This window comes from Streptacidiphilus jeojiense (assembly GCF_000719095.1).
Taxonomy (GTDB): Bacteria; Actinomycetota; Actinomycetes; order Streptomycetales; family Streptomycetaceae; genus Streptacidiphilus; species Streptacidiphilus jeojiensis.
Window position 1 is genome coordinate 209,861 of sequence record NZ_JOEH01000002.1, and the last position, 22,136, is coordinate 231,996.

Here is a 22,136-nt window from a genome sequence, read left to right on the forward strand (position 1 = left end):
CGCGCTTGGGCCGATCGGCTTCCGCCTGCGCTGACACGCCGTCACGGTCGCCGCGGCGCCGCCCCGGCGCGCCTAGCGTGAGCGCGGTCTGGGTGTGTTCGGCACGGGTGCAGGGAGCGCGGGATGGACGTGGGTCTCGGGTGGAAGCTGCACAACGGCGGACGGCCGCCGCTGCCGGGGGCCGTGGTGAAGCCGGACGAGCGGTTGAGCTGGGGGCGGACGGTCGGGCTCGGGGCGCAGCATGTGGTCGCCATGTTCGGGGCCAGCTTCGTCGCGCCGGTGCTGATGGGCCTCGACCCCAATCTGGCGATCATGATGTCGGGCGTCGCCACCGTGCTGTTCCTGCTGGCCACGCGGGGGCGGGTGCCCAGCTACCTGGGCAGCAGCCTGTCCTTCGTCGGGGTGGCGGCGGTGATCCGGGGGCAGGGCGGCTCCACGGCGACGGTCACCGGGGCGCTGCTGTCGGTGGGCGCGCTGCTGCTGGTCTGCGGCCTGGTGGTGCGGACGCTGGGGGCGCGGGTGATCCACGCGGTGCTGCCGCCGGTGGTGACCGGGTCGGTGGTGATGCTGATCGGCTTCAACCTGGCACCGGTGACCGCGGGCACCTACTGGCCGCAGGACCAGTGGACCGCGCTGGCGACCATGCTGTTCACCGGGTTCGCGCTGGTGGCGCTGCGCGGCTTCTGGTCGCGGATCGCCATCTTCCTGGGGCTGGTCTTCGGCTACCTGCTCTCCTGGAGCCTGGACCGGATCTTCGGGAGGATCCACTCGGTGGACTCCGCCGGGAAGCTGACGGACCATTGGCGGCTGGACCTGTCCGCCGTCGGCAAGGCCTCCTGGGCCGGGCTGCCGCACTTCCACGGCCCCAGCTTCAGCGCCTCCGCGATCGTGGTGGCCCTGCCGGTCGTGATCGCGCTGATCGCCGAGAACGCCGGACATGTGAAGGCGGTCGGCGAGATGACCGGCGACCCGCTGGACGACGAGCTGGGGACGGCCATCGCCGCCGACGGCGCGGCCACCGTGCTCTCCACCGCCCTGGGCGGCCCGGCCACCACCACCTACGCCGAGAACATCGGCGTCATGGCCGCCACCCGGATCTACTCCACCGCCGCCTACTGGGCCGCGGCCTGCTTCGCGCTGCTGTTCGGACTGTGCCCCAAGTTCGGGGCGGTGGTGGCCGCGATCCCGGGCGGGGTGCTCGGCGGGATCACCGTGGTGCTCTACGGCATGATCGGGCTGCTGGGCGCGCAGATCTGGGTCCGGAACCGGATCGACCTGTCCAACCCGGTCAACCTGGTGCCGGTGGCGGCCGGGGTGATCGTCGGCATCGGCGGGGTCACCCTGCACATCAGCAAGAACTTCGAGCTCGGCGGGATCGCCCTGGGCACCATCGTGGTGCTCACCGGGTTCCATGTGCTGCGCGCCCTGGCCCCGGCCCATCTGCGGGCCGAGTCGAACGCCCTGCTGGACGAGGGCACCACCGGCTACGACGAGCCGCGGTGAACCGGCCCGGTACGGCCCGGCGCACCGGCGCCGGCTGGCGCGCGACCCGCAGGCGGCTGCGCCAGCGCCGGATCTGGAGCGTGCCGATGGGCCTGCTGGGCGCCGCGCTGGTGCTGTCCTGGGCACTGCCCGCGCTGGACCGCGCGGTGCACCAGGCCGAGCGCGAGTACGGCGAGAAGCTCTTCCCGGTGCTGGACACCGGCAGCATGACCACGCTGCTGGGCAGCATCGCCGGCGGCATGATCACCCTCACCGGCCTGGTGTTCACCGCGATCACCCTGGCCATGCAGTTCGGTGCCACCCAGCTCTCGGTACGGGTGGTGCCGATGCTCCAGCAGGACCGGGTGATGCGCTGGTCCATGGGCACCTTCATGGCCACCTTCCTGTACTCGCTGCTGATCGCCATCCGGCTGGCGGTCCGTCAGCAGGACTACCGGCCGGTGCTCTCCACCCTGTTCGCGGTCGGGCTCACGATCCTCTCGGCCGGGCTGTTCTTCGTCCTGGTCACCAGGATCGTGCTGATCCTCAACTCCAACGCGCTGCTGCGATGGGTCGGCCGGCAGGGACACCGTGCGGTGCGGCGGACGGCGCCCGCGACCGCGGGCCCGCTGCCGCCGCAGGACCCCGAGGCGCAGGCGGCCGCCCTGGAGATCGCCCTGGAGGCGGCTCCGCGCACCGGCCAGATCCTGCTGGCCTGGAACGGGCCCCGGCTGCGCAGACTGGCCGCCCGCTGGGGCGTCGGCCTGGAACTGTGCGCCTACCCGGGCGACTTCGTGGCCCTGCGCAGCGCCGTGTTCCTGGTGCACGGGCCGAGGGAGCGGGTCAGACCGCGGCAACTGCTGGACTGCCTGCTGTTCGCCGAGTGCTACAGCCCGGACGCCGATCCGGGCGGGGCGCTGCGCACCCTGGTCGACATCGCGCTCAAGGCGCTCTCCCCGGCGATCAACGATCCGGCCCGCGCCGTGCAGGCGCTGGACCACATCGAGGACCTGCTGGTGATGCTGATCCCGCTGGTCCCCACCGACGTCGCCCTGAGCGGCGACACCCTGCTCTGCCATCCGGTGCGCACCTGGACCGACTACGTCTGCGTCGGCACCGACGAGATCCGGCACTTCGCCGCCGACTCCATCCAGGTGCAGCGCCGGCTGCGGGCCCTGTTCGAGCGGCTCGCCTGGCTGTGCACCCCGGAGCAGGCCGCCGCCCTGCAGGAACGGCTCGCCACCATGGACGCCCACGCCCGCACCCACTGGACCCAGGCGCTGGACCGCCGCCTGGCGCGCCGCCCCGACGCGCAGGGGCTGGGCTCGGTCCTGGGCACCGACCTCGGCTGAACCGTCCGGAGGGCCCGGTCAGTGCGCGTCGCGGCCCGCGTCGCAGGCGGTCAGCAGTGCGTCGGCGACCGTGCTGAAGTGGCGGGCGCCCTCCCGGCGCCGGGGGAGCACATCCGTGAGGTAGGCGAAGACCAGACCCCGGCTCGGATCGGCCCAGCCGATGCAGCAGCTGCTGCCGTTGTGGCCGAAGGCCGCCTCGCTGCTCAGCCGTCCCATCACCGGCCGTCCCACCGGATGCGCGCTGAAGCCGCCGAGCTGGAAGCCCTGGGCCCAGCGCACCGGCCGCTTGATCCGCAGGTCCATCTCGCCCTCGGCGGTCGAGCGGCGCCGGGCCTCCAGCACGGTCTCCTCGGCCAGGACCCGCACGCCCGCGGGTCCGCCGACGCCGGTGCCGACGCCCCCGTCCAGCAGCACCTGGTAGAACCGGGCCAGGTCGCGGGCGGTCGCCGAGACCCCGGCCGCCGGGATCACCGCCCGGCGGGTCGCCCTGCGGTTGACGATGCCCTGGGTGGCCCGCCCGCCGGGACCGCTGCCGCGCAGCGGGACATGACGGTGCCACAGCTCGTCCGGCAGCCCCAGGTGCAGGTCGTCGAGGCCGAGCGGGTCCAGGAACTCCCGGCGCAGCAGCTGGGCCGGCGGGGTCCCGCTCACCCGGCGGACCACCTCGCCCAGGATGAAGCCGTAGGCGATGGCCTGGTAGGCCGGTGCGCTGCCGGGCGGCCGCTGCAGCCGGGCCCGCTCCAGCGCGCGCAGCGAGCGGTCCCAGTCCGCCATCGCCAGCGCGTCGCCCAGCATGCCGCGGGCCGAGGACAGCCCCGAGCGGTGCTGCAGCACCTGACGTACGGTCACCTGCTCCTTGCCCCGGGCGGCGAAGCCCGGCCAGGAGCGGGCCACCGGATCGTCCAGGGACAGCCGGCCGCGCTGGGCCAGCAGATGGACCAGCAGGGCGATGAAGGGCTTGCTCGCCGAGAAGGTCCAGAACAGGTCGTCGGGGGCGCAGCCGAAGGTGCGGTCGAGCAGTACCGCGCCGTCCTTCAGCACCACCAGCTGCGCGGTCCCGCCGCGCTCCCGCACCAGCCGCAGCGCGCCGCCGAGCAGCTCCGGCGCCACGCCCAACTCCTGCGGCGGGGACTCCGTCCAGTCGAACACGCTCTCATGCTAGCGGGGGACGGGTGCGGGCCGACCGGCGCGGCTCCTGCCTTTTGTCCGGTTTTGCGGCAATACTCCAGCGGTGGAGTGGATCAAGCACCTTTTCAAGCACACCCCCGAGATCCAGCTGTTCGTCTGCCTGGCGCTGGGATTCGCCATCGGCCGGATCAAGCTCTGGAAGATCTCCCTGGGCGGTGTGGCCGGAACCCTGATCGTCGCCATCTTCATCGGCACCATCGGGGTCGCGCTCAACGACGAGGTGAAGAACATCGCCTTCGCGCTGTTCATCTTCACCCTCGGCTACATGAGCGGCCCGTCCTTCTTCGCCAGCCTGAACCGCTCCAGCCTGCGCTACGGGGTCTTCACCCTGATCGAGGCGGTCACCGTCCTCGCCGTCACCGCGGTGGCCACGGTCTCGCTCAATCTGGACCAGGGCACCGCGGCCGGGCTGATGGCGGGCGGGGCCACCGAGTCGGCGGTGGTCGGTACCGCCACCGACGCCATCGGCAAGCTCAAGCTGCCGGCCGACCAGATCAAGACGCTGCAGGCCAACGTGGGCACCGCCTACTCGATCTCCTACATCGTCGGCCTGATCACCATCGTGCTGATGACCAGCCAGATCTTCCCCTCGCTGATGCGGATCAACGTCCGCGAGGAGGCGGAGAAGCTGTGGATCAAGCTCGGCGGCGGCTCCGACGCCGAGGGCACCGCCCCCGCGCTGCCGGGCCTGGTGGGCCGGGCGCACCAGGTGGTCTACGCGGACGGCAGCACCGTCGGCGCCATCGAGGCGGCCCTCGGTGAGGACGTCACCGTGGAACGGGTCCGCCGCGGCGGCGAGGCGATCGAGCTGACCCCCGACACCGAGCTGGTGCTCGGCGACATCGTGCTGCTGGTGGGCCCGCGCGAGCGCCTGGTCGGCGGCGACAGGAGGATCGGACCCGAGGTCGCCCCGCCGACCGGCGTGGACGTGGACCTGGAGACCGCCGACGTCGTCCTCACCGCCAAGGAGGGCTCCGGCCGGACCATCGGCGAGCTACGCGCGGCGATCCCCCCGGAGGAGCGCCACGGCGTCTTCCTCACCGGGATCACCAGGATGGACCACCCGCTGCCGGTCCAGCCGGGGACCACCATCAACACCGGCGACACCCTGCACATGTCCGGGACCAAGCGGGACCTGGCCGACTTCGTGCCCAGGGTCGGCTTCAGGATCGACCCGGGGGTCAAGGCCGACCTGGTCTTCATCTCGGTCGGCATCGTGCTGGGCATGCTGATCGGGAAGATCACCATCACCCTGGGCAGCGTGCCGCTGTCACTGGGGACCGGCGGCGGCTGCCTGCTCACCGGCCTGGTCTTCGGCTGGCTCCGCGCCAGGAGGCCCACCTTCGGCCAGTACCACCCGGCGGCGGCGCAGGTGGTCAAGGACCTGGGGCTGGCCACCTTCATCTGCGCGGTCGGCCTCAGCTCCGGCCCGCAGGCGGTGGACCTGATCAAGCAGTACGGGGTCTCGCTGGCGATCGCCGGTCTGCTGGTGACGCTGATCCCGGCCTGCGTGTCGATGTTCGTGGCCTGGAAGCTGATGAAGCTCCCGGCGCCGCTGGCCCTGGGCTCGGTGGCCGGCCAGCAGTGCAGCACCCCGGCGATCACTGCTATCCAGCAGGCGGCGGGGAACACCACACCGCTGATGGCCTACACGATCGTCTACGCCCTCTCCAACGTGGTGCTTCCCTTGCTGGGGCCGGTGGTTGTCGCGATGGCTGATGCATTGAACTGACGGTGCGGGTCCGCAGTGGTTTGTCGCGCAGTTCCCCGCGCCCCTGGGGTCTTCAGGGGCGCGGGGAACTGCGCGAACAGCAACCAGGCACACGCCGCACCCGCTAAGCGACCTCCGCCGGGAACCCCCCGGTAGCGACAGGGCTCCACCGCTCCGGAGTGATCCGAACCAGCGATTTGCCCTGCTTCAGCATGGCCCCCCGGTACTCGTCCCAGTCCGGGTGCTCGCCCGCGATGCAGCGGTAGTAGTCCACCAGCGGCTCCACGTCCTCGGTCGCGTCGATCACCTCGGCGCGGCCGTCGACCTGCACCCAGGGTCCGTCGAAGTCCTCGGACAGCACCACGATCGAGACCCTGGGGTCGCGCCGGGCGTTTTTCGCCTTGGCCCGCTGCGGATAGGTGGAGACCACGATCCGGCCCTCCTGGTCCACCCCGCAGGACACCGGCGAGGCCTGCGGGCTCCCGTCGGTGCGGGTGGTGATCAGCAGACCGCGGTGGCGCGGCCGCAGGAACTCCAGCAGGGCCTCGCGGTCGACCGCGGTGTTGGTGGCGATTCGTCGGGTCATGCTCCGCAGTCTAGGGTCGTCCCCAGGACAGCGGAAAGATCGTCAGGGGAGCGGCGGGTCATGGCGAAGAAGCCGAAGCGCGGGGGCCAGGGCACTCCGGCCACGGTGGCACTGGACGCGGCGGGGGTGGCCTTCACCGTGCACTCCTACGAGCACGATCCGGCCGCCGCCTCCTACGGCGAGGAGGCCGCCGAGGCCATGGGGGTGAGCCAGGACCGGGTCTTCAAGACGCTGCTCGCCGAGGTGGACGGCGTGCTGACGGTCGGCGTCGTCCCGGTCGCCGCCAAACTGGACCTCAAGGCGCTGGCCGCCGCCGTCGGCGGCAAGCACGCGGCGATGGCCGACCCGGCCGCCGCCGAGCGGGCCACCGGCTACGTCCTCGGCGGGATCTCTCCGCTGGGGCAGCGCCGCCGACTGCGCACCGTGGTGGACGGCAGCGCGCTGGCGCACGACAGCGTCTACGTCTCGGCCGGGCGCCGCGGCCTGGAGGTCGAGCTCGCGCCGGCCGACCTGGTGGCGCTCACCTCGGCCGCCGCGGCCCCGATCGCCCGGCACCGGGAGGGCTGACGGAACCCGGCGGGTGCTCCCGTTGCCGTCCGTCCGGCTACCGTGAGTGCATGCACACCACCTACCGACGCTGCCGCGCGTTCGTGCGCAGGCACCCGTACTGGGCCGACGGGGTGCTGGCGGTCGTGCTGTACGTGATCACCATCCTCTGGCCGATCTCCAACCAGCACCCCGAGGAGTGGTCGGACCTCGACCCCTCCCTGGTGCTGATGATCGCCGGGATCCCGGTCTTCGCCCCGCTGGCCTGGCGGCGCCGCTACCCGGTGGGCGTGCTGATCGTCAGCGCCCTGGGCACGCTCGGCTTCATGATGGTGGGCCCGGTCCGCGGCCCGATCCTGCTGGGCTCGGGCATCGCCGTCTACACCGTCTCCTCGGCGGTGGAGCGCAGGCTGGCGCTGACCATCGGTGCGATCACGGTGCTCATCCTCGGCGGCACCAGCATGCGGCTCTCGGTGGAGGCCTGGGACGAGCCGGTCAACGCCATAGCCTTCGTCTGGACCGCGCTGGCCATCGCCGTCGGCGAGGCGGTGCGCAACCGCAGGGCGTTCGTCGCGGCGATAGAGGAGCGGGCCCGCAGGGCCGAGCATACCCGCGAGGAGGAGGCCCGCCGCCGGGTCGCCGAGGAGCGGATGCGGATCGCCCGGGAGCTGCACGACATCGTCGGGCACCACATCGCCCTGATCAACGTCCAGGCCGGGGTCGCCTCGCACCTGCTGACCAGCAGCCCGGACCAGGCCCGCGAGGCGCTGGCGCACGTCAGGGAGGCCGGACGGTCCGCCCTGGCCGAGCTGAGCGCCACCGTGACGGTGCTGCGCCAGGGCGACGAGGCCGAGGACGCCCCGCACGAGCCGACGCCCGGGCTGGACCGGCTGCCGGAGCTGCTGGAGAGCTTCGACCGGGCCGGCCTGCGGGTCAGCCGGCTGGACGAGGGCCAGCCGCGCAGCCTGCCGGCCACCGTGGACCTCACCGCCTACCGGGTGGTCCAGGAGTCCCTGACCAACGTCCGCAAGCACGCCGGCACCTCGGCGGCCCGGCTGCACCTCGCCTACCGCAGGGACCTGCTGCACATCGAGGTCGAGGACGACGGCCCGGGACCGGGCGAGCCCGGCCCCGGGACCGGTCACGGCCTGATCGGCATGCGCGAGCGGGCCGCCTCGGTGGGCGGCAGCTTCCTGGCCGGCCCCGGCCCGGCCGGCGGTTTCCGGGTGAGCGTGGACCTGCCGCTGCCCCGTGCGGCCGTCGGCCGTCGCGCCGCGAACGGGGCCGGACCCGTGGACGCCGCACAGCCGAAGCCGAGCCCTGCCGCACATGGAGCAAAATGACGATCAAGGTACTGCTCGCGGACGACCAGATCCTGGTCAGGGCCGGTCTCAAGGTCCTGGTCGACTCGGCTCCCGACCTGGAGGTGGTGGCCGAGGCCGCGACCGGGCGGCAGGCCGTGGCGCTGGCCCGGGAGGCCCGCGCCGACGTGGTGCTGATGGACATCCGGATGCCCGACATGGACGGCCTGGCCGCCACCAAGGCCATCACCGCCGACGAGGACCTGGCCGGGGTCCGGGTGCTGGTGCTGACCACCTTCGAGGTCAACGAGTACGTCTTCCAGGCGCTGCGGGCCGGGGCCAGCGGCTTCCTGGGCAAGGGCACCGAACCCGAGGACCTGCTGGACGCGATCCGGGTGGTGGCCAGGGGCGAGGCGCTGCTCTCCCCGGTGGCCACCCAGGGCCTGATCGCCCGCTTCCTGGAGCAGCCGGACCGCAGGCCCACCCCCAGTCCGGCGACCCTGTCGGCGCTCACCGACCGGGAACGGGAGATAGTCGCCCTGGTCGCCCGCGGCGGTTCCAACGACGACATCGCCGAGGAGCTGGCGGTCAGCCCGCTCACCGTGAAGACCCATGTCAGCCGCGCCCTGCTGAAGCTGGGCGCCCGCGATCGGGCCCAACTCGTGGTGCTGGCCTACGAGTCCGGCCTGGTCCGGCCCGGGGAGCGCTGAGCCGCCGCGAGACGAAACGCCAGGTCGGGGTGACGGAGGCCACATGTCCGCGGAGCGGGCGGTCTTGCCAAAACGTGGCCGGACCGTGGCAGACTGAGAGCACAAGTTACGACGTTTGCGCACTCCGGGGTCGGTGTAATTCCGAACCGGCGGTTACAGTCCGCGACCCGGCCGCTTCCAGCGGTCGGTTGACCAGGTGAAACTCCTGGACCGACGGTGAAAGTCCGGATGGGAGGCAGTGCGCTGCGGGCGTCGGGCTCGTGCTGCGCACCAGTGCAGGCCTCCGGGTTCCCCGGGCGCTTCCACTGCCTCCCGCGCCGCCCCTGCCCGTTGCTTTTCGCCCGCAATTCTCTCCCTCAGTGCCCCCGGAGCCCGCGCCAGACAGCGCGAGGAGGACCCGGTGGGCATTTTTGATGTCGGAACAGAAGCTGTTGATCAGCTGTTCTCCGTGGACGTCCGCGCGCTGCGCCTGCCGGTCCGTGTCGAGGAGAGCTGAAATGTTCACGGGAATCATCGAAGAGCTGGGTGAGGTCCTCTCGGTCGAGGACCTGGGGGACTCCTCGCGCATTCGCCTGCGCGGTCCGGTGACCACCCAGGACGCCCGCGAGGGCCAGTCCATCGCGGTCAACGGCGTCTGCCTCACCGTGCTCGACACCGACGCCCAACTCGCTTCCGTACCGGGTGAGTTCAGCGCCGACGTGATGGCCGAGACGCTGCACAGGTCCAGCCTGGGGGCGCTGGCGCCCGGCTCCCGGGTGAACCTGGAGCGGGCCATGGCGCTGGGCGCCCGGCTGGGCGGCCACCTGGTCCAGGGCCATGTGGACGGCACCGCGGTGCTGCTCTCCCGCAGCCCCGGCGAGCTCGGCGCGGACGGCGGCCCGCAGTGGGAGGTGCTGCGCTTCAGCCTCCCCGCCGCGCTCTCCCGCTACCTGGTGGACAAGGGTTCGATCACCGTGGACGGGGTCAGCCTGACCGTGGTCGAGGCCGCCGCCGACAGCTTCACCGTCAGCCTGATCCCGGCCACGCTCAGCCACACCACGCTGGGGGCCAAGCAGATCGGCGAGACGGTCAACCTGGAGGTGGACGTCCTCGCCAAGTACGTGGAGCGACTGCTGGGCGACCGGGTCGCGCCGCAGGGTGACCCCGCATGAGCAGCCTGGTCGACGATCTCAACAGCCAGGCGTTCGTGGTGTTCGGCGAGCACATCAAGTGGTCCGACATGATCGGCAACCTGCTGGGCCTGGGCGCGCTGGCACTGGGCTGGCGCCGCTCGGTGCTGAGCTGGCCGGTGCAGCTGCTGTCCGGTCTGGTGCTGGTCGCCGCCTACGCCTCGGCGCACCTCAGCGGCGGCGTCGGCAAGCAGGTGGTGGTCATCGTGGTGTCGCTGTGGGGCTGGCTGCAGTGGCAGCGCGGCCGCCGCGACCACGGCGAACTGGTGATCCGCTTCGCGACCTGGACCGAGCGGGCCTGGCTGGTGGTCGGCACCGCCGTCGGCACCGTCGGCGTGGCGCTGCTGTTCCAGGCCTACAACCTGTCCTGGGCGCCCTGGCAGGACGCCTACCTGTTCACCGGCACCCTGGCGGCGATGGTCGCCCAGGGCCGGGGCTGGGTGGAGTTCTGGTTCGCCTGGCTGGCCGTCGACCTGGTCGGGGTGCCGCTGGCCTTCAACAGCGGACTGGCCTTCTCGGGCCTGATCTACATCGTCTACTTCGTCCTGGTGATCGCCGGGATGCGGTCCTGGTGGCTGCGCACCCGTACGCCGCAGCCGGGAACCCCGGTCCTGGAAGGGGCAACAGCATGAGCGGCACCACCGAACTGACGCTCTACCACGGCGAGCTCTACGAAGACCTCACCCTGGACTCGGTCGAGTTCGCCATCAAGGAGATCGCCGCCGGCCGCCCGGTCGTGGTCGTCGACGACGAGGACCGCGAGAACGAGGGCGACATCGTCTTCGCGGCCGGCGCCGCCACCCCCGAGGTGATGGCCTTCACCGTCCGCTACAGCTCCGGCGTGGTGTGCGTGCCGATGACCGGCGACGAGCTGGACCGGCTGCACCTGCCCCCGATGACCGCCGTCAACGAGGACCGCAAGGGCACCGCCTACGCCGTCTCGGTGGACGCCAGGGACGGGGTCAGCACCGGCATCTCCGCCGCCGACCGGGCCCGTACCGTGCGGCTGCTGGCCACCGCCGGCACCCAGCCCGGCGACCTGACCCGGCCCGGCCACGTCTTCCCGCTGCGCGCCAGGGACGGCGGGGTACTGGAGCGGCCCGGCCACACCGAGGCCGCCGTCGACCTGGCCCGGCTGGCCGGGCTGGCGCCCGCCGGGGCCATCGCCGAGGTGGTCAACGACGACGGCACCATGGCCCGGCTGCCCGACCTGGTGCCCTTCGCCCGCCGGCACGGCCTGGCGATCATCTCCATCGAGGACCTGATCGCCTACCGGCGCCGGACCGAGCGCTCGGTCACCCGCGACTCGGTCACCGCCCTGCCCACCGCCCACGGCCCCTTCACCGCGCTCGGCTACCGCAGCGAGCCGGACGGCATCGAGCACATCGCCCTGGTGGCCGGCGGCCTGGGCGGTGACGGGCGGCTCGCCGACGGCGAGGACGTACTGGTCCGGGTCCACTCCGAGTGCCTGACCGGGGACGTCTTCGGCTCGCAGCGCTGCGACTGCGGCCCGCAGCTGAACGCCGCGCTGGACCGGATAAGCGCCGAGGGCCGCGGTGTGCTGATCTACCTGCGCGGCCACGAGGGACGCGGCATCGGGCTGCTGCCCAAGCTGCGCGCCTACCAGCTCCAGGAGGCCGGACGGGACACCGTCGACGCCAACCTGGACCTGGGCCTGCCGGCGGACGCCCGCGACTACGAGGCCGCCGCGCGGATGCTGGAGGACCTGGGGGTGAAGTCGCTGCGGCTGCTCACCAACAACCCGGAGAAGCACACCGCGCTGGAGCGCTTCGGACTGGTCGTCAGCGGTCGCGAGGCCGTCGCGGTCCAGGCCGGCGAGCACAACCTGCGGTACCTGACCACCAAGCGCGACCGGATGGGGCACGAGCTGCCCTGGCTCGCGTAACCCGCACCACCGGAACACCGACAGAGGAGAACCAGGAAGATGAGCGGCGAGGGCGCACCCGTACTGAGCGTGCAGGACTGCCGGGGGCTGCGGGTCGCGGTGATCGCGTCGCTGTGGCACGAGAAGGTCATGGACGGCCTGATCGACGGCGCGCAGCGGGCCCTGAAGGAGTACGGGGTCGAGGAGCCGGAGCTGTTCCGGGTCCCGGGCAGCTTCGAGCTGCCGGTGGTGGCCAGGGGCCTGGCGGCGCGCGGCTTCAACGCCGTGGTCGCCCTCGGCGTCGTCATCAGGGGCGGTACCCCCCACTTCGACTATGTGTGCGAGGCGGCGACCATGGGGCTCACCCAGGTCTCCGTCGACACCGGCGTCCCCATCGGCTTCGGCCTGCTGACCTGCGACGACGAGCAGCAGGCGGTGGACCGCGCCGGGCTGCCCGGCTCCAAGGAGGACAAGGGCTTCGAGGCCACCAGCGCGGCGCTGTCCACGGCGGTGCTGCTGCGGCAGATCGCGACCATCAAGCACTGAATTGTTCACGTGGGGGTGCGGGGGGTCGCCCCCCGAAAGATTGGAGTACCCGGGGTTGGCCGTCCGTTCCCTGGGACGGCGACGCGGACCGGTCGGCCGACCCCGTAGGGTGGGAGCCATCATGGCGCAGAAGACATTCGAGGAGCTCTTCACCGAGCTCCAGCAGAAGGCCGTATCCGGCGAGCCGGGCTCGCGTACCGCGGAGCTGGTGGGCCTGGGCGTGCACGCGATCGGCAAGAAGGTGGTCGAAGAGGCCGCCGAGGTGTGGATGGCGGCCGAGCACGAGTCCGACGAGCGGACCGCTGAGGAGATCTCCCAGCTGCTCTACCACCTCCAGGTGATGATGGTCGCCCGCGGCCTCACCCTGCAGGACGTCTACGCCCATCTGTAACCCCCGCCCTTGAGCAGTACGGGAGCGGGGCACCGAGCACATCCGGTGCCCCGCTCCTTTCATGTCCGCATCCAGAACCGCATCCCGAACCGCATCCACTGATCCGATCCGAAAGGCACCGTTCCCATGCTGCGTATCGCCGTTCCCAACAAGGGGTCCCTCTCCGAGCCGGCGTCCGCGATGCTGCATGAGGCGGGCTACCGGCAGCGCAAGGACTCCAAGGAGCTCGTCCTCGTCGACCCGGAGAACCAGGTCGAGTTCTTCTTCCTGCGCCCCCGCGACATCGCCATCTACGTCGGCTCGGGCCGCCTCGACATCGGCATCACCGGCCGCGACCTGCTGCTGGACTCCGGCGCCGACGCCGAGGAGGTGCTGGCGCTGGGCTTCGCCGGGTCCACCTTCCGCTTCGCCGGTCCGGCCGGGGTGGCCACCGGCGTCAAGGACCTGGAGGGCCGCCGGATCGCCACCTCCTACACCGGCCTGGTCGCCCAGCACCTCGCCGACAACGGGGTCACCCCCGGCGCCCTCACCAAGCTGGACGGCGCGGTGGAGACCGCGGTGCAGCTCGGCGTCGCCGATGTGATCGCCGACGTGGTGGAGACCGGCACCAGCCTGCGCAACGCCGGGATGGAGGTCTTCGGCGAGCCGATCCTGGTCTCCGACGCGGTGGTGATCCGTCCCACCGACGCCGGTGACGACCCCCGCGCCGACCAGTTCCTGCGGCGTCTGCAGGGTGTGCTGGTGGCCCGTCGGTACGTGATGATGGACTACGACATCCGTGCCGAGCGCGTCGCGGAGGCGGTCGCGCTCACCCCCGGCCTGGAGTCGCCCACGGTCTCGCCGCTGCACAGCGAGGGCTGGGTCGCCGTGCGGTCGATGGTGCTCCGCAAGGAGGCTCAGCGCATCATGGACGACCTGTGGGCCATCGGTGCCCGCGCCATCCTGGTCACCAACATCCACGCCTGCCGGCTCTAGTCCCCGAGCCCCACCCAGCCGCATCCAGGGGGTCCGCATGACCGCCCACCCCAGCCGCACCCTGGCGATCCCGCCCCGACTGCCCACGGTCTGGCGGCCGGTGCTCACCCGCGTGGTGCTGCTGGGGCTGGCGGTGCTGAGCCTGGGCTTCTTCTGCACCGTCGCCGCGCTCGGCCCGGACGACTGGCACCGCCACGACCGGGTCGGGATCGCGGTGTGCGGACTGCTGTTCGCGCTGGTGCTCGTGGTGCTGGCGCGTCCGGCGGCGCGGGCGGACCCGCAGGGGCTCACCGTGGTGAACTTCGTCCGCAGGCGCCGGCTCGACTGGGCCGAGATCCTGGGCGTCAACCTGCGCCGCGGCGACCCGTGGGTGCTGCTCGACCTCTCCGACGGCAGCACCCTGGCGGTGGTGGCGATCCAGCCGGGCTCCGGGCTGCGGCAGGCCGTGCGGGCGGCCCGGGAGCTGCGGGCCTGCGTCGACCTCTACGGCACCGCACGCCGCGTCGAATAGGTGACCGCCGCCCGATCGGGCATCCTTGACGGACATCATGTGACCGCTCGCGAGCCTGGAGACGATAGCTCCCCGATGGAACCTCCCAGTACGTACGCCCCGACGGCCGTTGACCACCGAAGGGGCGCAACGCTGTGACCTCCGCCTGGCTGCTGCTGGGCGTGGCCCTGCTGCTGATCCTCGCCAACGGCCTCTTCGTAGCCGCCGAGTTCGCCCTGGTCACCGTGGACCGCGGGGAGGTCGCCCGGGCCGCCGCCGGCGGCGACCGCAGGGCGCGAGGCGTGCAGCGCTCGCTGCGCACCCTCTCCTTCGAGCTGTCCGGCGCCCAGCTCGGCATCACCGTCACCTCGCTGCTGGTCGGCATGCTCGCCAACCCGTCGCTGGCGAAGCTGCTCAACGGTCCGCTGACCTCGATCGGCCTGCCCGGCGGAGCGGTCCACCCGACCGCCGTGGTAGTCGGCATGCTGCTGGCCACAGTGGTGCAGATGGTGGTCGGCGAGCTGGTCCCCAAGAACTGGGCCATCTCCCGTCCGGTGCAGGTCGCCCGGGCCGTGGCCGGACCGCAGCGGCTGTTCTCCACCGTCTGCCGCCCCGTCATCCTGCTGCTCAACGGCGCCGCCAACCGCCTGGTCCGGGCGCTTGGCATGGAGCCGGCCGAGGAGCTGGCCTCCGCCCGCAGCGCCGAGGAGCTGGTGGCACTGGCCCGCCACTCCGCCAGCGAGGGCGCCCTGGAGGAGGACACCGCCGACCTGTTCGTGCGCACCCTGGGCCTGGGCGAGCTGACCGCCGAGAGCGTGATGACCCCCCGGGTCGACGTCGCCGCGCTGCAGGAGTCGGCCACCGCCGCCGACGTGCTCAACCTCACCAGGGTCACCGGGCAGTCCCGCTTCCCGGTGTACCAGCACAGCATCGACGAGGTCACCGGCATCGTCACGCTCAAGGACGCCCTGGCCGTCCCGGCCGAACGGCGCCCGGACACCACGGTGGCCGTGCTGATGTCGGACCCGCTGCTGGTCCCGGAGACGCTGCCGGCCGAGCGGCTGCTGGAACTGCTGCGCCGGCAGCACCCGATGGCGGTGGTGGTCGACGAGTACGGCGGCACCGCCGGGGTGGCCACCCTGGAGGACGTGGTCGAGGAGATGGTCGGCGAGGTGCTGGACGAGCACGACACCGGCGAGCACCCGGAGCTGCGCCCGCTGCCGCCGGTGGACGGGCACCCGGCCTGGGAGGTCGACGGCCGCTGCCGGGTGGACCAGCTGGAGGCGATCGGCCTGGACGCCCCCGACGGCCCCTACGAGACCATCGCCGGGCTGGTCGCCGACCTGCTCGGGCGGCTCCCGGAGCGGGGCGACAGCGCGGAGCTGCCGGGCTGGCGGCTGACCGTGCTGGGCATGGACCGGCACCGGACCGAGGCGGTGCTGCTGGTGCGCACCGGCGACGGCGGCGAGTGGACCGGCCGCAGGCGGGAGGAGCAGCGATGAGCGCGGTACTGCAGATCGGCTTCTCGGTGCTGCTGCTGCTCGGCAACGCCTTCTTCGTCGGCGCCGAGTTCGCCCTGGTGTCGGTGCGCCGCAGCCAGGTCCAGCCGCTGGCCGAGGCCGGCGACCGCCGGGCCCGTACCGTGGTGCACGCGCTGGAGCACGTCTCGGCGATGATGGCCGCCGCCCAACTCGGCATCACCGTCTGCTCGCTGCTGCTGGGTGCGCTGGCCGAACCGGTGATCGCCCATCTGCTGGAGGGGCCGTTCCACGTGCTCGGCGTGCCGACGGAGCTGACGCATCCGCTGGCCTACGTCATCGCCCTGGCCGTGGTGGTGTTCCTGCACATGGTGGTGGGCGAGATGGTGCCCAAGAACATCGCCCTGGCCGGCCCCGAGCGGGCCGCGCTGTGGCTGGGGCCGCCGCTGGCGGGACTGGCCCGGGTGCTGGGTCCGGTGATCCGCTTCCTGAACGCCTTCGCCAACCTGCTGCTGCGGCTGCTCGGTGTGGAGATCAGGGACGAGGTGGAGTCGACCTTCACCAGTGAGCAACTGGCCCACCTGCTGCAGGACTCGCGCGAGGCCGGGCTGCTCGGCAGCACCGCGCAGGAGCGCCTGGAGGACGCCCTGGAACTGGGCCGGAGGCCGGTCAGCGAGGTGCTGATGGCGCCGGACCGGCTGGTCAGCGTGGACACCTCGGTCACCGCCCGGCAGATGGAGGAGCTGGCGGTGCGCACCGGCTTCTCCCGCTTCCCGGTGGTCGGCGGCAACGGCGCCTTCCTGGGCTACCTGCACGTCAAGGACGTGCTGGAGCTGGAGGACCGGGAGGCCCCGGTCCCGCAGGAGCTGTGGCGCCGGTTGATCACCCTGCCTGAGAGCACTCCGCTGGACGACGCCCTGGCCGCGATGCGCCGGGCCACCTCGCACCTGGCCGGCGTGGTCGGCCGGGACGGGCTGCCGCTGGGCCTGGTGACCATGGAGGACGTGCTGGAGGAACTGGTCGGCGAGGTCCGGGTCTGACGGTCGGGCCCAGCGGCTCGACCGGCGCTCGAATGTCCTATCCTCAGGCCCACAGCTGGTGGATGATCAGTTCATAGGAACGGGGGAGAGGAACGGTATGAGCGATCGAAGACTGGAGGTCGACGGCGTCTCCAAGCGCTACGGGGACACCGTCGCGCTGAGCGGGATGACCTTCGAGGTGCGGGCCGGGGAGATCTTCGGCTTCGTCGGCAGCAACGGCGCCGGCAAGACCACGACCATGCGGATCGCACTGGGAGTGCTCGCGGCGGACGCGGGCGAGGTGCGCTGGGACGGCGTCCCGGTGACCCTGGAGACCCGCAGCAGGATCGGCTACATGCCGGAGGAGCGCGGCCTCTACCCGCGCATGAAGGTCGGCGAGCAACTGCAGTACCTGGCCAGGCTGCACGGCCTGACCAAGGCGGACGCGGTACGGGCCACCGCCGAGTGGACCGAGCGGCTGGGCGTGGCCGGGCGGATGGGCGACGAGGTGCAGAAGCTCAGCCTGGGCAACCAGCAGCGGGTGCAGCTCGCGGCGGCACTGGTGCACCACCCGGAGATCCTGGTCCTGGACGAGCCGTTCTCCGGGCTGGACCCGGTCGCGGTGGACGTGATGAGCGAGGTGCTGCGGGAGAAGTGCGCCGACGGCGTCCCGGTCATCTTCTCCAGCCACCAGCTGGACCTGGTCGAGCGGATCTCCGACCGGGTCGGCATCGTCCGGGCCGGCTCCATGGTCGCTGTCGGCACCGTGGCCGAGCTGCGCGCCGGCGGCACCGAGGAACTGGTCGTGGACGCCCCGCAGGCGCCGCCGGGCTGGGCGGACGGCCTGCCCGGCATCACCGTGGTCCGCCACGAGGGCGCCCGCACCGTGCTGACCCTCGGTCAGGACGCCGACGACCAGGCGGTGCTGCGCGCCGCGATGGCCACCGGGCCGGTACGGGAGTTCGCCCGGCGGCTGCCGTCGCTGACCGAGCTGTTCCGGCACGTGGTCAGCGCCCAGGACAAGCCCGAGGAGGCGGCGGCATGATGACGCCCGACAAGCTCAGGATCGGCTCGCGCGAGGCGATCAGGCTGGTGGCGGTGCGCGAGATCACCGTCCGGATCCGCAGCAAGGCCTTTCTGATCCTGCTCGGGATCACCGCGGCCGCTGCCGTCGCGATCCCGCTGATCTCCCACTACGCCAACCTCTCCAGCGGTCCCACCAGGATCGCGGTGGTGCAGCAGGACGCCGCGCTGGCCCCGACGCTGCAGGCCACCGCCGCGCAGCTGGGCCAGAAGGTCACCGTCAGCACGGTCGCCGACCATGCCACCGGGGTGGACCAGGTGAAGTCCGGCGACGTGGCGGTGCTGGCCGAGAGCGGTCCGCAGGGGATCCAGGCCACGGTGAAGAAGACCCTCAGCACCCCGCTGAACCAGCTCTTCCAGGTGGTGGACCAGCAGACGGCGCTGAACGACCAGATCACCAAACTGGGTGGCAACCCGGCCACCGTCGGCCAGGCGGTGGCCTCCACCAAGGTCCAGGTGACCGAGCTGCAGCCGGCCAAGGCGCAGAACGGGCAGCGGCTCACCATCGCCATCGGCGCGGCGCTGCTGCTCTACATGACGCTGATGTTCGTCGGGCAGTCGGTGGCCCAGGGCGTGGTCGAGGAGAAGTCCAGCCGGGTGGTCGAGCTGCTGCTCTCCACGTTGCGCCCCTGGCAGTTGCTGGCCGGCAAGGTGTTCGGCACCGGGCTGCTGGGACTGATCCAGATGCTGGTCCCGGCGGTGCTCGGGGTGGGGGTCGGCCTCTCCACCGGGGCGCTCAACCTGTCCCTGGGGAGTTCGGTCGGCACCGTGGCCTGGGCGCTGGTCTGGTACGGGGTCGGCTTCGCGCTCTACGCGCTGGTGTTCGCCGCGCTGGGGGCCACGGTGTCCCGGCAGGAGGACGTCGGCGGGCTGGTGCTGCCGGCGACGGCACCGCTGATCCTGGCCTGGGTGGTCGGCATCTCGGTGGTGCCCTCCAACCCGGAGAGCTCGCTGGTGGAGTGGCTGTCGATGGTCCCGCCGTGCGCACCCGTGCTGATGCCGATGCGGATCGCGATGGGGGTCGCTCCGCTGTGGCAGATGCTGCTCTCACTGGTGCTGGCGATCGCCTTCAGCGTGCTGCTGCTGCGGTTCGCCGGACGCATCTACCGCAATGCGGTGCTGCGGAGCGGGGCGAGGATTCCGCTGCGGGAAGCCCTGAAGGCGGCGTAGCAGAGCCCTCCGCGGAGGGTGGTCTTCTGTGGGGCGGGGGAGCTGCGGCGGTGCCTGGTTGCTCGCGCAGTTCCCCGCGCCCCTACACGTTTGCAACTGAGCCAGTTGCAGCCCCCCAGGGGCGCGGGGAACTGCGCGACCAACCACGCACCACCCGCACCCGAAAGCCGAACCTAGCTCCGCCCCTCAATGAGCTCCCCATAAGCCTGAAGCACATCAGGAAGCCGCAACGTGGCCAGGTCCTGACGGGTCGGCGGATCGGTCAGAACCGACAGGCGGAGATCGCGGTAGGCGCAGGACTTCTCGTAGAGGGTCCGCATGAAGCGGCCGTTGCCCAGGTCGTCGATCCAGCCCTCCCGCACCACATGGGTGCAGATGGAGCGCAGCTCCTCCAGGGCCTCCTCGTCCCAGAAGTCCCCGTCGCCCTCGGCCAGCGCCTGGCCGATCGCCGCCAGCTCCACCGGACGGTAGCTCGGGAAGTCCACCCGGCTGGTGAAGCGGGAGTTCAGCCCGGGGTTGGCGGCGAGCAGCCGGTTCATGCCCTCGGGGTAGCCTGCCAGGATCACCACCAGCCGGTCCCGGTTGTCCTCGGCGCGCTTCAGCAGCACCTGCAGCGCCTCGTCGCCGTAGGCGTCACCCTTGCTGTAGCCGGAGTTGGCGAGGCTGTACGCCTCGTCGATGAACAGCACCCCGTCCAGCGCCGAGTCGATCAACTCATTGGCCTTGACCGCGGTCTGGCCGAGGAACTCGCCGACCAGGTCCGCCCGTTGGGCCTCCACCAGATGGTCGCCGGAGAGCAGCCCGAGCGCGTAGAAGACCCGGCCGAGGATCCGCGCCACCGTGGTCTTACCGGTTCCGGAGGGCCCGGAGAAGACGAAGTGGCGCTTGGGCGGCTGCACCGGCAGGCCCTGGTCGGAGCGGAGCTGGGCCATCCGCAGCTGCGCGGACAGCGCCAGCACCTGGCGTTTGACCGGTTCCATGCCGACCATCCGGTCCAGCTCGGCCAGTGCCGCCTCCAGCCGCGGCCGGTCCGGCTGGGCCATGGTCCCGGGCGGCAGCGGGGCCGCGGACTGGGCCGCGCGGTGCCGGGCGCCGGCGCTCAGCTCGGTGTCCCGGTCCTCCCGCCCCTCGGGGTCCTCTCCGCGCCGCTCGGGGCCCGGAGGGCCGTCGGGATCGACCGGCAGCGGACCGGCTCCGCCGCCGAAGTCGCCGAGGTCCGTGCCGCCGAGCTCGCCGCTGCCGAAGTCAGCCTCGCCGAAGCCCTCGGCGCCGCTCTCGTCCCCGTCCAGCAGGCCCGTGGTGTACGGCCCGTCGAGCGGGTCGCCGCCGTCGCCGTCCAGCCCGGCGACCACCTCGGGGCCCTCGGCGTAGGCGTCGAAGAAGGTGGGTTCGAATGGGCCCTCGCCGCCCGGCGACCCCAGCGGGTCCGGCTGTCCCTGGCCGCCTCCGCTGGCGTGGCGGGGGCGCTGCGGGGTGGGCGGGGCCGGGGCCTCCAGCATCGCCGGGTCCACGCCGTCCTCGGCGGTGATCGCGGCCAGCCTGGCGGCGGTGTCCATGAAGCCGGGGTCGACCCGGTGCACCGCCCGGTACAGCGACAGCGCCGCCGCGCTGCGCCCGCCGCCCTCGTAGGCCCGGGCCAGCCAGTAGCGCAGCTCCTTGCGCTGCGGCTGCTCCGAGCGGCACCGCGCCAGCGAGCCGGCCAGCGGGAGCTCGGCCTGGCCGCACATGTCCAGGCGGACCCTGGCCATGCCGCCGAACAGCCCTGCCTCGATGCCCAGCAGCGGGTCGTCGAGCAGGCTGTCGGTGTCCCGGATCAGCTGCTCCCAGTCCTTCAGCAGATAGGAGCGGCAGGCGTGCAGGAACCGCACCGAGCGGTCCTGCTCGCGCGGCGGGCAGTCGGCCAGCGCCTGCTCCAGCTCGGTCAGGTGCCGGCCGTCGAGCCAGTGCGAGGCGTGCGCCAGGGCGAGGTCCCTGGCGTCCTCCAGCACCGGCTGCACCCACCAGCCGAGCCAGTACCAGGAGCTCAGCGGACGGCGGTGGAGCCGGCGCTGCTCGCCGAAGCGGTCCCGGTGGCGGTGCATGGCCAGCAGGGCGGCCGAGGTCTCGGAGCGCAGGGCGTGCAGCCCGAGCCAGGCGTCGGCCATGCCCGGGTCGATCCGCACGGCGGAGCGGAACTCCTCCTCGGCGCGGGTGTAGGCCCCCGCGATGTAGGCGTCCATGGCGCGAAGCCAGGCTCGGTCGGCCAGGCTGCGGGTTCGCCTGCCCTCAGTGTCCTCAGTCCCCACCGGTCAGTCCCCCTGCTGTGCGCGGCTGTGCCGGTCACCGAGCGCGGGCCGCGGGCCGTCCCCCCTTTGGAAGACCCGGACGGTCAAAGCCCCATGACGATCCGTCGGCGCGTAGATGTCGCATCCGCGCCTGTGGGCATCGTACCGGTGCGGTGCTGATCCGGAAGGGTGCCGGAAGGGTCGGCAGGGGCGGGGGAGCGGTATGCGTGGCCGGAAACGCTCGCACCGGGGGCCCCGGATCACTCTGAGTGATCTTCACGCGGCCCGGCCGGGCGGTGCGGCGGTCCGGGCGGCGGAGTGACGGCGGGTGACCGTTCCGGGGCCGGGAATGAGTATCGCCAACCCTACTGAGCTGCTCGGAAGCCACGGGGGAACGGCTTCCGAGCAACCCAGCAGGGCTGGCGATCACTCCTGGCGACCGTGGTGGGAACAACGGCCGACCGGTACTCTCAGGGGGCGCAGGCGAGTTCCGCTCTGCGTTGAGAAGAACGTAGTTGCTGTCGAGGCAGCAGGTCAAGAGCCTATGGAGGCCCTGGGTCGGGCCTGTGCCTCCGGCCCGATCCGACGACGCCTCCGGTGGACCGCAGGTGAATTGGCTGGGAGTCAGGTCATGGCCCCCCGGCTCGGATGATTACCCAACGTTACCGACCGGGCGGTATGTGTCCGGCCATGCTTCCGGTCGCCGTCGGGTCGTGGCGACATGTCGACGCCGCCGACGCGGAAGGCCGCTGGAGGGCCGCTGGAGGGCCGAGGTCCGGTGCTGGTGACG

At 72.2% G+C, this 22,136-nt stretch carries 20 protein-coding genes and 1 riboswitch; of the genes, 17 read left to right on the forward strand and 3 right to left on the reverse strand.

The genetic code is table 11. The annotated features are described in order from the left end of the window. The first annotated feature begins 123 nt into the window (after positions 1-123). The gene (locus IF29_RS0102945) at positions 124-1,503 is read left to right on the forward strand and encodes a uracil-xanthine permease family protein (RefSeq protein WP_030249047.1); all 1,380 of its coding nucleotides are present in this window, start codon (positions 124-126) and stop codon (positions 1,501-1,503) included. Then, positions 1,500-2,834, forward strand: a complete 1,335-nt coding sequence (locus tag IF29_RS0102950) for a DUF2254 domain-containing protein (protein ID WP_051724809.1) — start codon at positions 1,500-1,502, stop codon at positions 2,832-2,834. Before IF29_RS0102945 ends, IF29_RS0102950 begins: the two co-directional genes overlap by 4 nt. A gap of 18 nt (positions 2,835-2,852) precedes the next feature. Here IF29_RS0102950 and IF29_RS0102955 read toward each other — a convergent pair whose 3' ends face one another. Then, positions 2,853-3,983, reverse strand: coding sequence for a serine hydrolase domain-containing protein (locus tag IF29_RS0102955; RefSeq protein WP_030249052.1), 1,131 nt, complete (start codon positions 3,981-3,983; stop codon positions 2,853-2,855). 82 nt (positions 3,984-4,065) lie between these two features. On the opposite strand from IF29_RS0102955, the gene aspT reads away from it, so the two are divergent. Then, positions 4,066-5,754, forward strand: coding sequence for an aspartate-alanine antiporter (gene aspT / locus IF29_RS0102960; protein WP_030249055.1), 1,689 nt, complete (start codon positions 4,066-4,068; stop codon positions 5,752-5,754). 103 nt (positions 5,755-5,857) lie between these two features. On the opposite strand, the gene IF29_RS0102965 is transcribed toward aspT, so the two are convergent. Then, positions 5,858-6,319, reverse strand: coding sequence for a PPOX class F420-dependent oxidoreductase (locus IF29_RS0102965; protein WP_030249059.1), 462 nt, complete (start codon positions 6,317-6,319; stop codon positions 5,858-5,860). A 60-nt stretch (positions 6,320-6,379) separates the two neighbouring features. Here IF29_RS0102965 and ybaK point away from each other — a divergent pair, with 60 nt between their 5' ends. The 14 genes from ybaK to IF29_RS0103040 all read left to right on the forward strand — a co-directional run bounded on the left by ybaK (position 6,380) and on the right by IF29_RS0103040 (position 19,082). Beyond that, positions 6,380-6,886 (forward strand): Cys-tRNA(Pro) deacylase, encoded by a 507-nt coding sequence (gene ybaK, locus IF29_RS0102970; protein WP_030249060.1) that lies wholly within the window; start codon positions 6,380-6,382, stop codon positions 6,884-6,886. Between the two features lie 50 nt (positions 6,887-6,936). Next, entirely contained in the window at positions 6,937-8,208 is a 1,272-nt protein-coding gene (locus tag IF29_RS48420) for a sensor histidine kinase (protein WP_063757414.1), read from the forward strand. Further along, positions 8,205-8,876, forward strand: coding sequence for a response regulator (locus tag IF29_RS0102980; RefSeq protein WP_030249065.1), 672 nt, complete (start codon positions 8,205-8,207; stop codon positions 8,874-8,876). Before IF29_RS48420 ends, IF29_RS0102980 begins: the two co-directional genes overlap by 4 nt. A gap of 115 nt (positions 8,877-8,991) precedes the next feature. After that, positions 8,992-9,122, forward strand: a riboswitch (FMN riboswitch). A 251-nt stretch (positions 9,123-9,373) separates the two neighbouring features. After that, positions 9,374-10,027 (forward strand): riboflavin synthase, encoded by a 654-nt coding sequence (locus IF29_RS0102990; protein WP_030249068.1) that lies wholly within the window; start codon positions 9,374-9,376, stop codon positions 10,025-10,027. Beyond that, entirely contained in the window at positions 10,024-10,677 is a 654-nt protein-coding gene (locus IF29_RS0102995) for a nicotinamide mononucleotide transporter family protein (RefSeq protein ID WP_030249070.1), read from the forward strand. The genes IF29_RS0102990 and IF29_RS0102995 overlap by 4 nt, the downstream gene beginning before the upstream one ends. Further along, complete coding sequence (locus IF29_RS0103000) at positions 10,674-11,951, forward strand: bifunctional 3,4-dihydroxy-2-butanone-4-phosphate synthase/GTP cyclohydrolase II (protein WP_030249072.1); 1,278 nt, start codon at positions 10,674-10,676, stop codon at positions 11,949-11,951. The genes IF29_RS0102995 and IF29_RS0103000 overlap by 4 nt, the downstream gene beginning before the upstream one ends. A gap of 39 nt (positions 11,952-11,990) precedes the next feature. Further along, a complete protein-coding gene (gene ribH / locus IF29_RS0103005) occupies positions 11,991-12,476 on the forward strand; it encodes a 6,7-dimethyl-8-ribityllumazine synthase (RefSeq protein ID WP_030249074.1) in 486 nt (161 codons plus the stop codon). Between the two features lie 121 nt (positions 12,477-12,597). After that, positions 12,598-12,867: a phosphoribosyl-ATP diphosphatase gene (locus IF29_RS0103010; RefSeq protein ID WP_030249077.1), complete on the forward strand. Its 270-nt coding sequence runs from the start codon at positions 12,598-12,600 to the stop codon at positions 12,865-12,867. A 126-nt stretch (positions 12,868-12,993) separates the two neighbouring features. Next, positions 12,994-13,842, forward strand: a complete 849-nt coding sequence (hisG, locus tag IF29_RS0103015) for an ATP phosphoribosyltransferase (protein ID WP_030249080.1) — start codon at positions 12,994-12,996, stop codon at positions 13,840-13,842. A gap of 37 nt (positions 13,843-13,879) precedes the next feature. Continuing rightward, positions 13,880-14,353 (forward strand): PH domain-containing protein, encoded by a 474-nt coding sequence (locus IF29_RS0103020; RefSeq protein ID WP_051724810.1) that lies wholly within the window; start codon positions 13,880-13,882, stop codon positions 14,351-14,353. 134 nt (positions 14,354-14,487) lie between these two features. Further along, the gene (locus IF29_RS0103025; protein ID WP_030249085.1) at positions 14,488-15,834 is read left to right on the forward strand and encodes a hemolysin family protein; all 1,347 of its coding nucleotides are present in this window, start codon (positions 14,488-14,490) and stop codon (positions 15,832-15,834) included. Further along, the gene (locus IF29_RS0103030; RefSeq protein WP_030249087.1) at positions 15,831-16,850 is read left to right on the forward strand and encodes a hemolysin family protein; all 1,020 of its coding nucleotides are present in this window, start codon (positions 15,831-15,833) and stop codon (positions 16,848-16,850) included. The genes IF29_RS0103025 and IF29_RS0103030 overlap by 4 nt, the downstream gene beginning before the upstream one ends. Before the next feature lie 97 nt (positions 16,851-16,947). Continuing rightward, positions 16,948-17,874, forward strand: coding sequence for an ABC transporter ATP-binding protein (locus IF29_RS0103035; protein ID WP_030249089.1), 927 nt, complete (start codon positions 16,948-16,950; stop codon positions 17,872-17,874). Beyond that, entirely contained in the window at positions 17,871-19,082 is a 1,212-nt protein-coding gene (locus tag IF29_RS0103040) for an ABC transporter permease (RefSeq protein WP_030249092.1), read from the forward strand. The genes IF29_RS0103035 and IF29_RS0103040 overlap by 4 nt, the downstream gene beginning before the upstream one ends. Positions 19,083-19,255: 173 nt before the next feature. Here IF29_RS0103040 and IF29_RS0103045 read toward each other — a convergent pair whose 3' ends face one another. Beyond that, on the reverse strand, positions 19,256-21,301 hold the full coding sequence (locus IF29_RS0103045; RefSeq protein WP_084713422.1) for an AAA family ATPase: 2,046 nt from the start codon (positions 21,299-21,301) through the stop codon (positions 19,256-19,258). Positions 21,302-22,136: the final 835 nt, after the last annotated feature.

Excerpts from the sequence above, each read along its gene's own strand:
- IF29_RS0102945 (WP_030249047.1), top strand. The coding sequence starts at position 124 with ATGGACGTGGGTCTCGGGTGGAAGCTGCACAACGGCGGACGGCCGCCG.
- IF29_RS0102965 (WP_030249059.1), bottom strand. The coding sequence starts at position 6,319 with ATGACCCGACGAATCGCCACCAACACCGCGGTCGACCGCGAGGCCCTG.
- ybaK (WP_030249060.1), top strand. The coding sequence starts at position 6,380 with ATGGCGAAGAAGCCGAAGCGCGGGGGCCAGGGCACTCCGGCCACGGTG.
- IF29_RS48420 (WP_063757414.1), top strand. The coding sequence starts at position 6,937 with ATGCACACCACCTACCGACGCTGCCGCGCGTTCGTGCGCAGGCACCCG.
- IF29_RS0102980 (WP_030249065.1), top strand. The coding sequence starts at position 8,205 with ATGACGATCAAGGTACTGCTCGCGGACGACCAGATCCTGGTCAGGGCC.
- IF29_RS0102990 (WP_030249068.1), top strand. The coding sequence starts at position 9,374 with ATGTTCACGGGAATCATCGAAGAGCTGGGTGAGGTCCTCTCGGTCGAG.
- IF29_RS0102995 (WP_030249070.1), top strand. The coding sequence starts at position 10,024 with ATGAGCAGCCTGGTCGACGATCTCAACAGCCAGGCGTTCGTGGTGTTC.
- IF29_RS0103000 (WP_030249072.1), top strand. The coding sequence starts at position 10,674 with ATGAGCGGCACCACCGAACTGACGCTCTACCACGGCGAGCTCTACGAA.
- ribH (WP_030249074.1), top strand. The coding sequence starts at position 11,991 with ATGAGCGGCGAGGGCGCACCCGTACTGAGCGTGCAGGACTGCCGGGGG.
- IF29_RS0103010 (WP_030249077.1), top strand. The coding sequence starts at position 12,598 with ATGGCGCAGAAGACATTCGAGGAGCTCTTCACCGAGCTCCAGCAGAAG.
- hisG (WP_030249080.1), top strand. The coding sequence starts at position 12,994 with ATGCTGCGTATCGCCGTTCCCAACAAGGGGTCCCTCTCCGAGCCGGCG.
- IF29_RS0103020 (WP_051724810.1), top strand. The coding sequence starts at position 13,880 with ATGACCGCCCACCCCAGCCGCACCCTGGCGATCCCGCCCCGACTGCCC.
- IF29_RS0103030 (WP_030249087.1), top strand. The coding sequence starts at position 15,831 with ATGAGCGCGGTACTGCAGATCGGCTTCTCGGTGCTGCTGCTGCTCGGC.
- IF29_RS0103035 (WP_030249089.1), top strand. The coding sequence starts at position 16,948 with ATGAGCGATCGAAGACTGGAGGTCGACGGCGTCTCCAAGCGCTACGGG.
- IF29_RS0103040 (WP_030249092.1), top strand. The coding sequence starts at position 17,871 with ATGATGACGCCCGACAAGCTCAGGATCGGCTCGCGCGAGGCGATCAGG.
- IF29_RS0103045 (WP_084713422.1), bottom strand. The coding sequence starts at position 21,301 with ATGGACGCCTACATCGCGGGGGCCTACACCCGCGCCGAGGAGGAGTTC.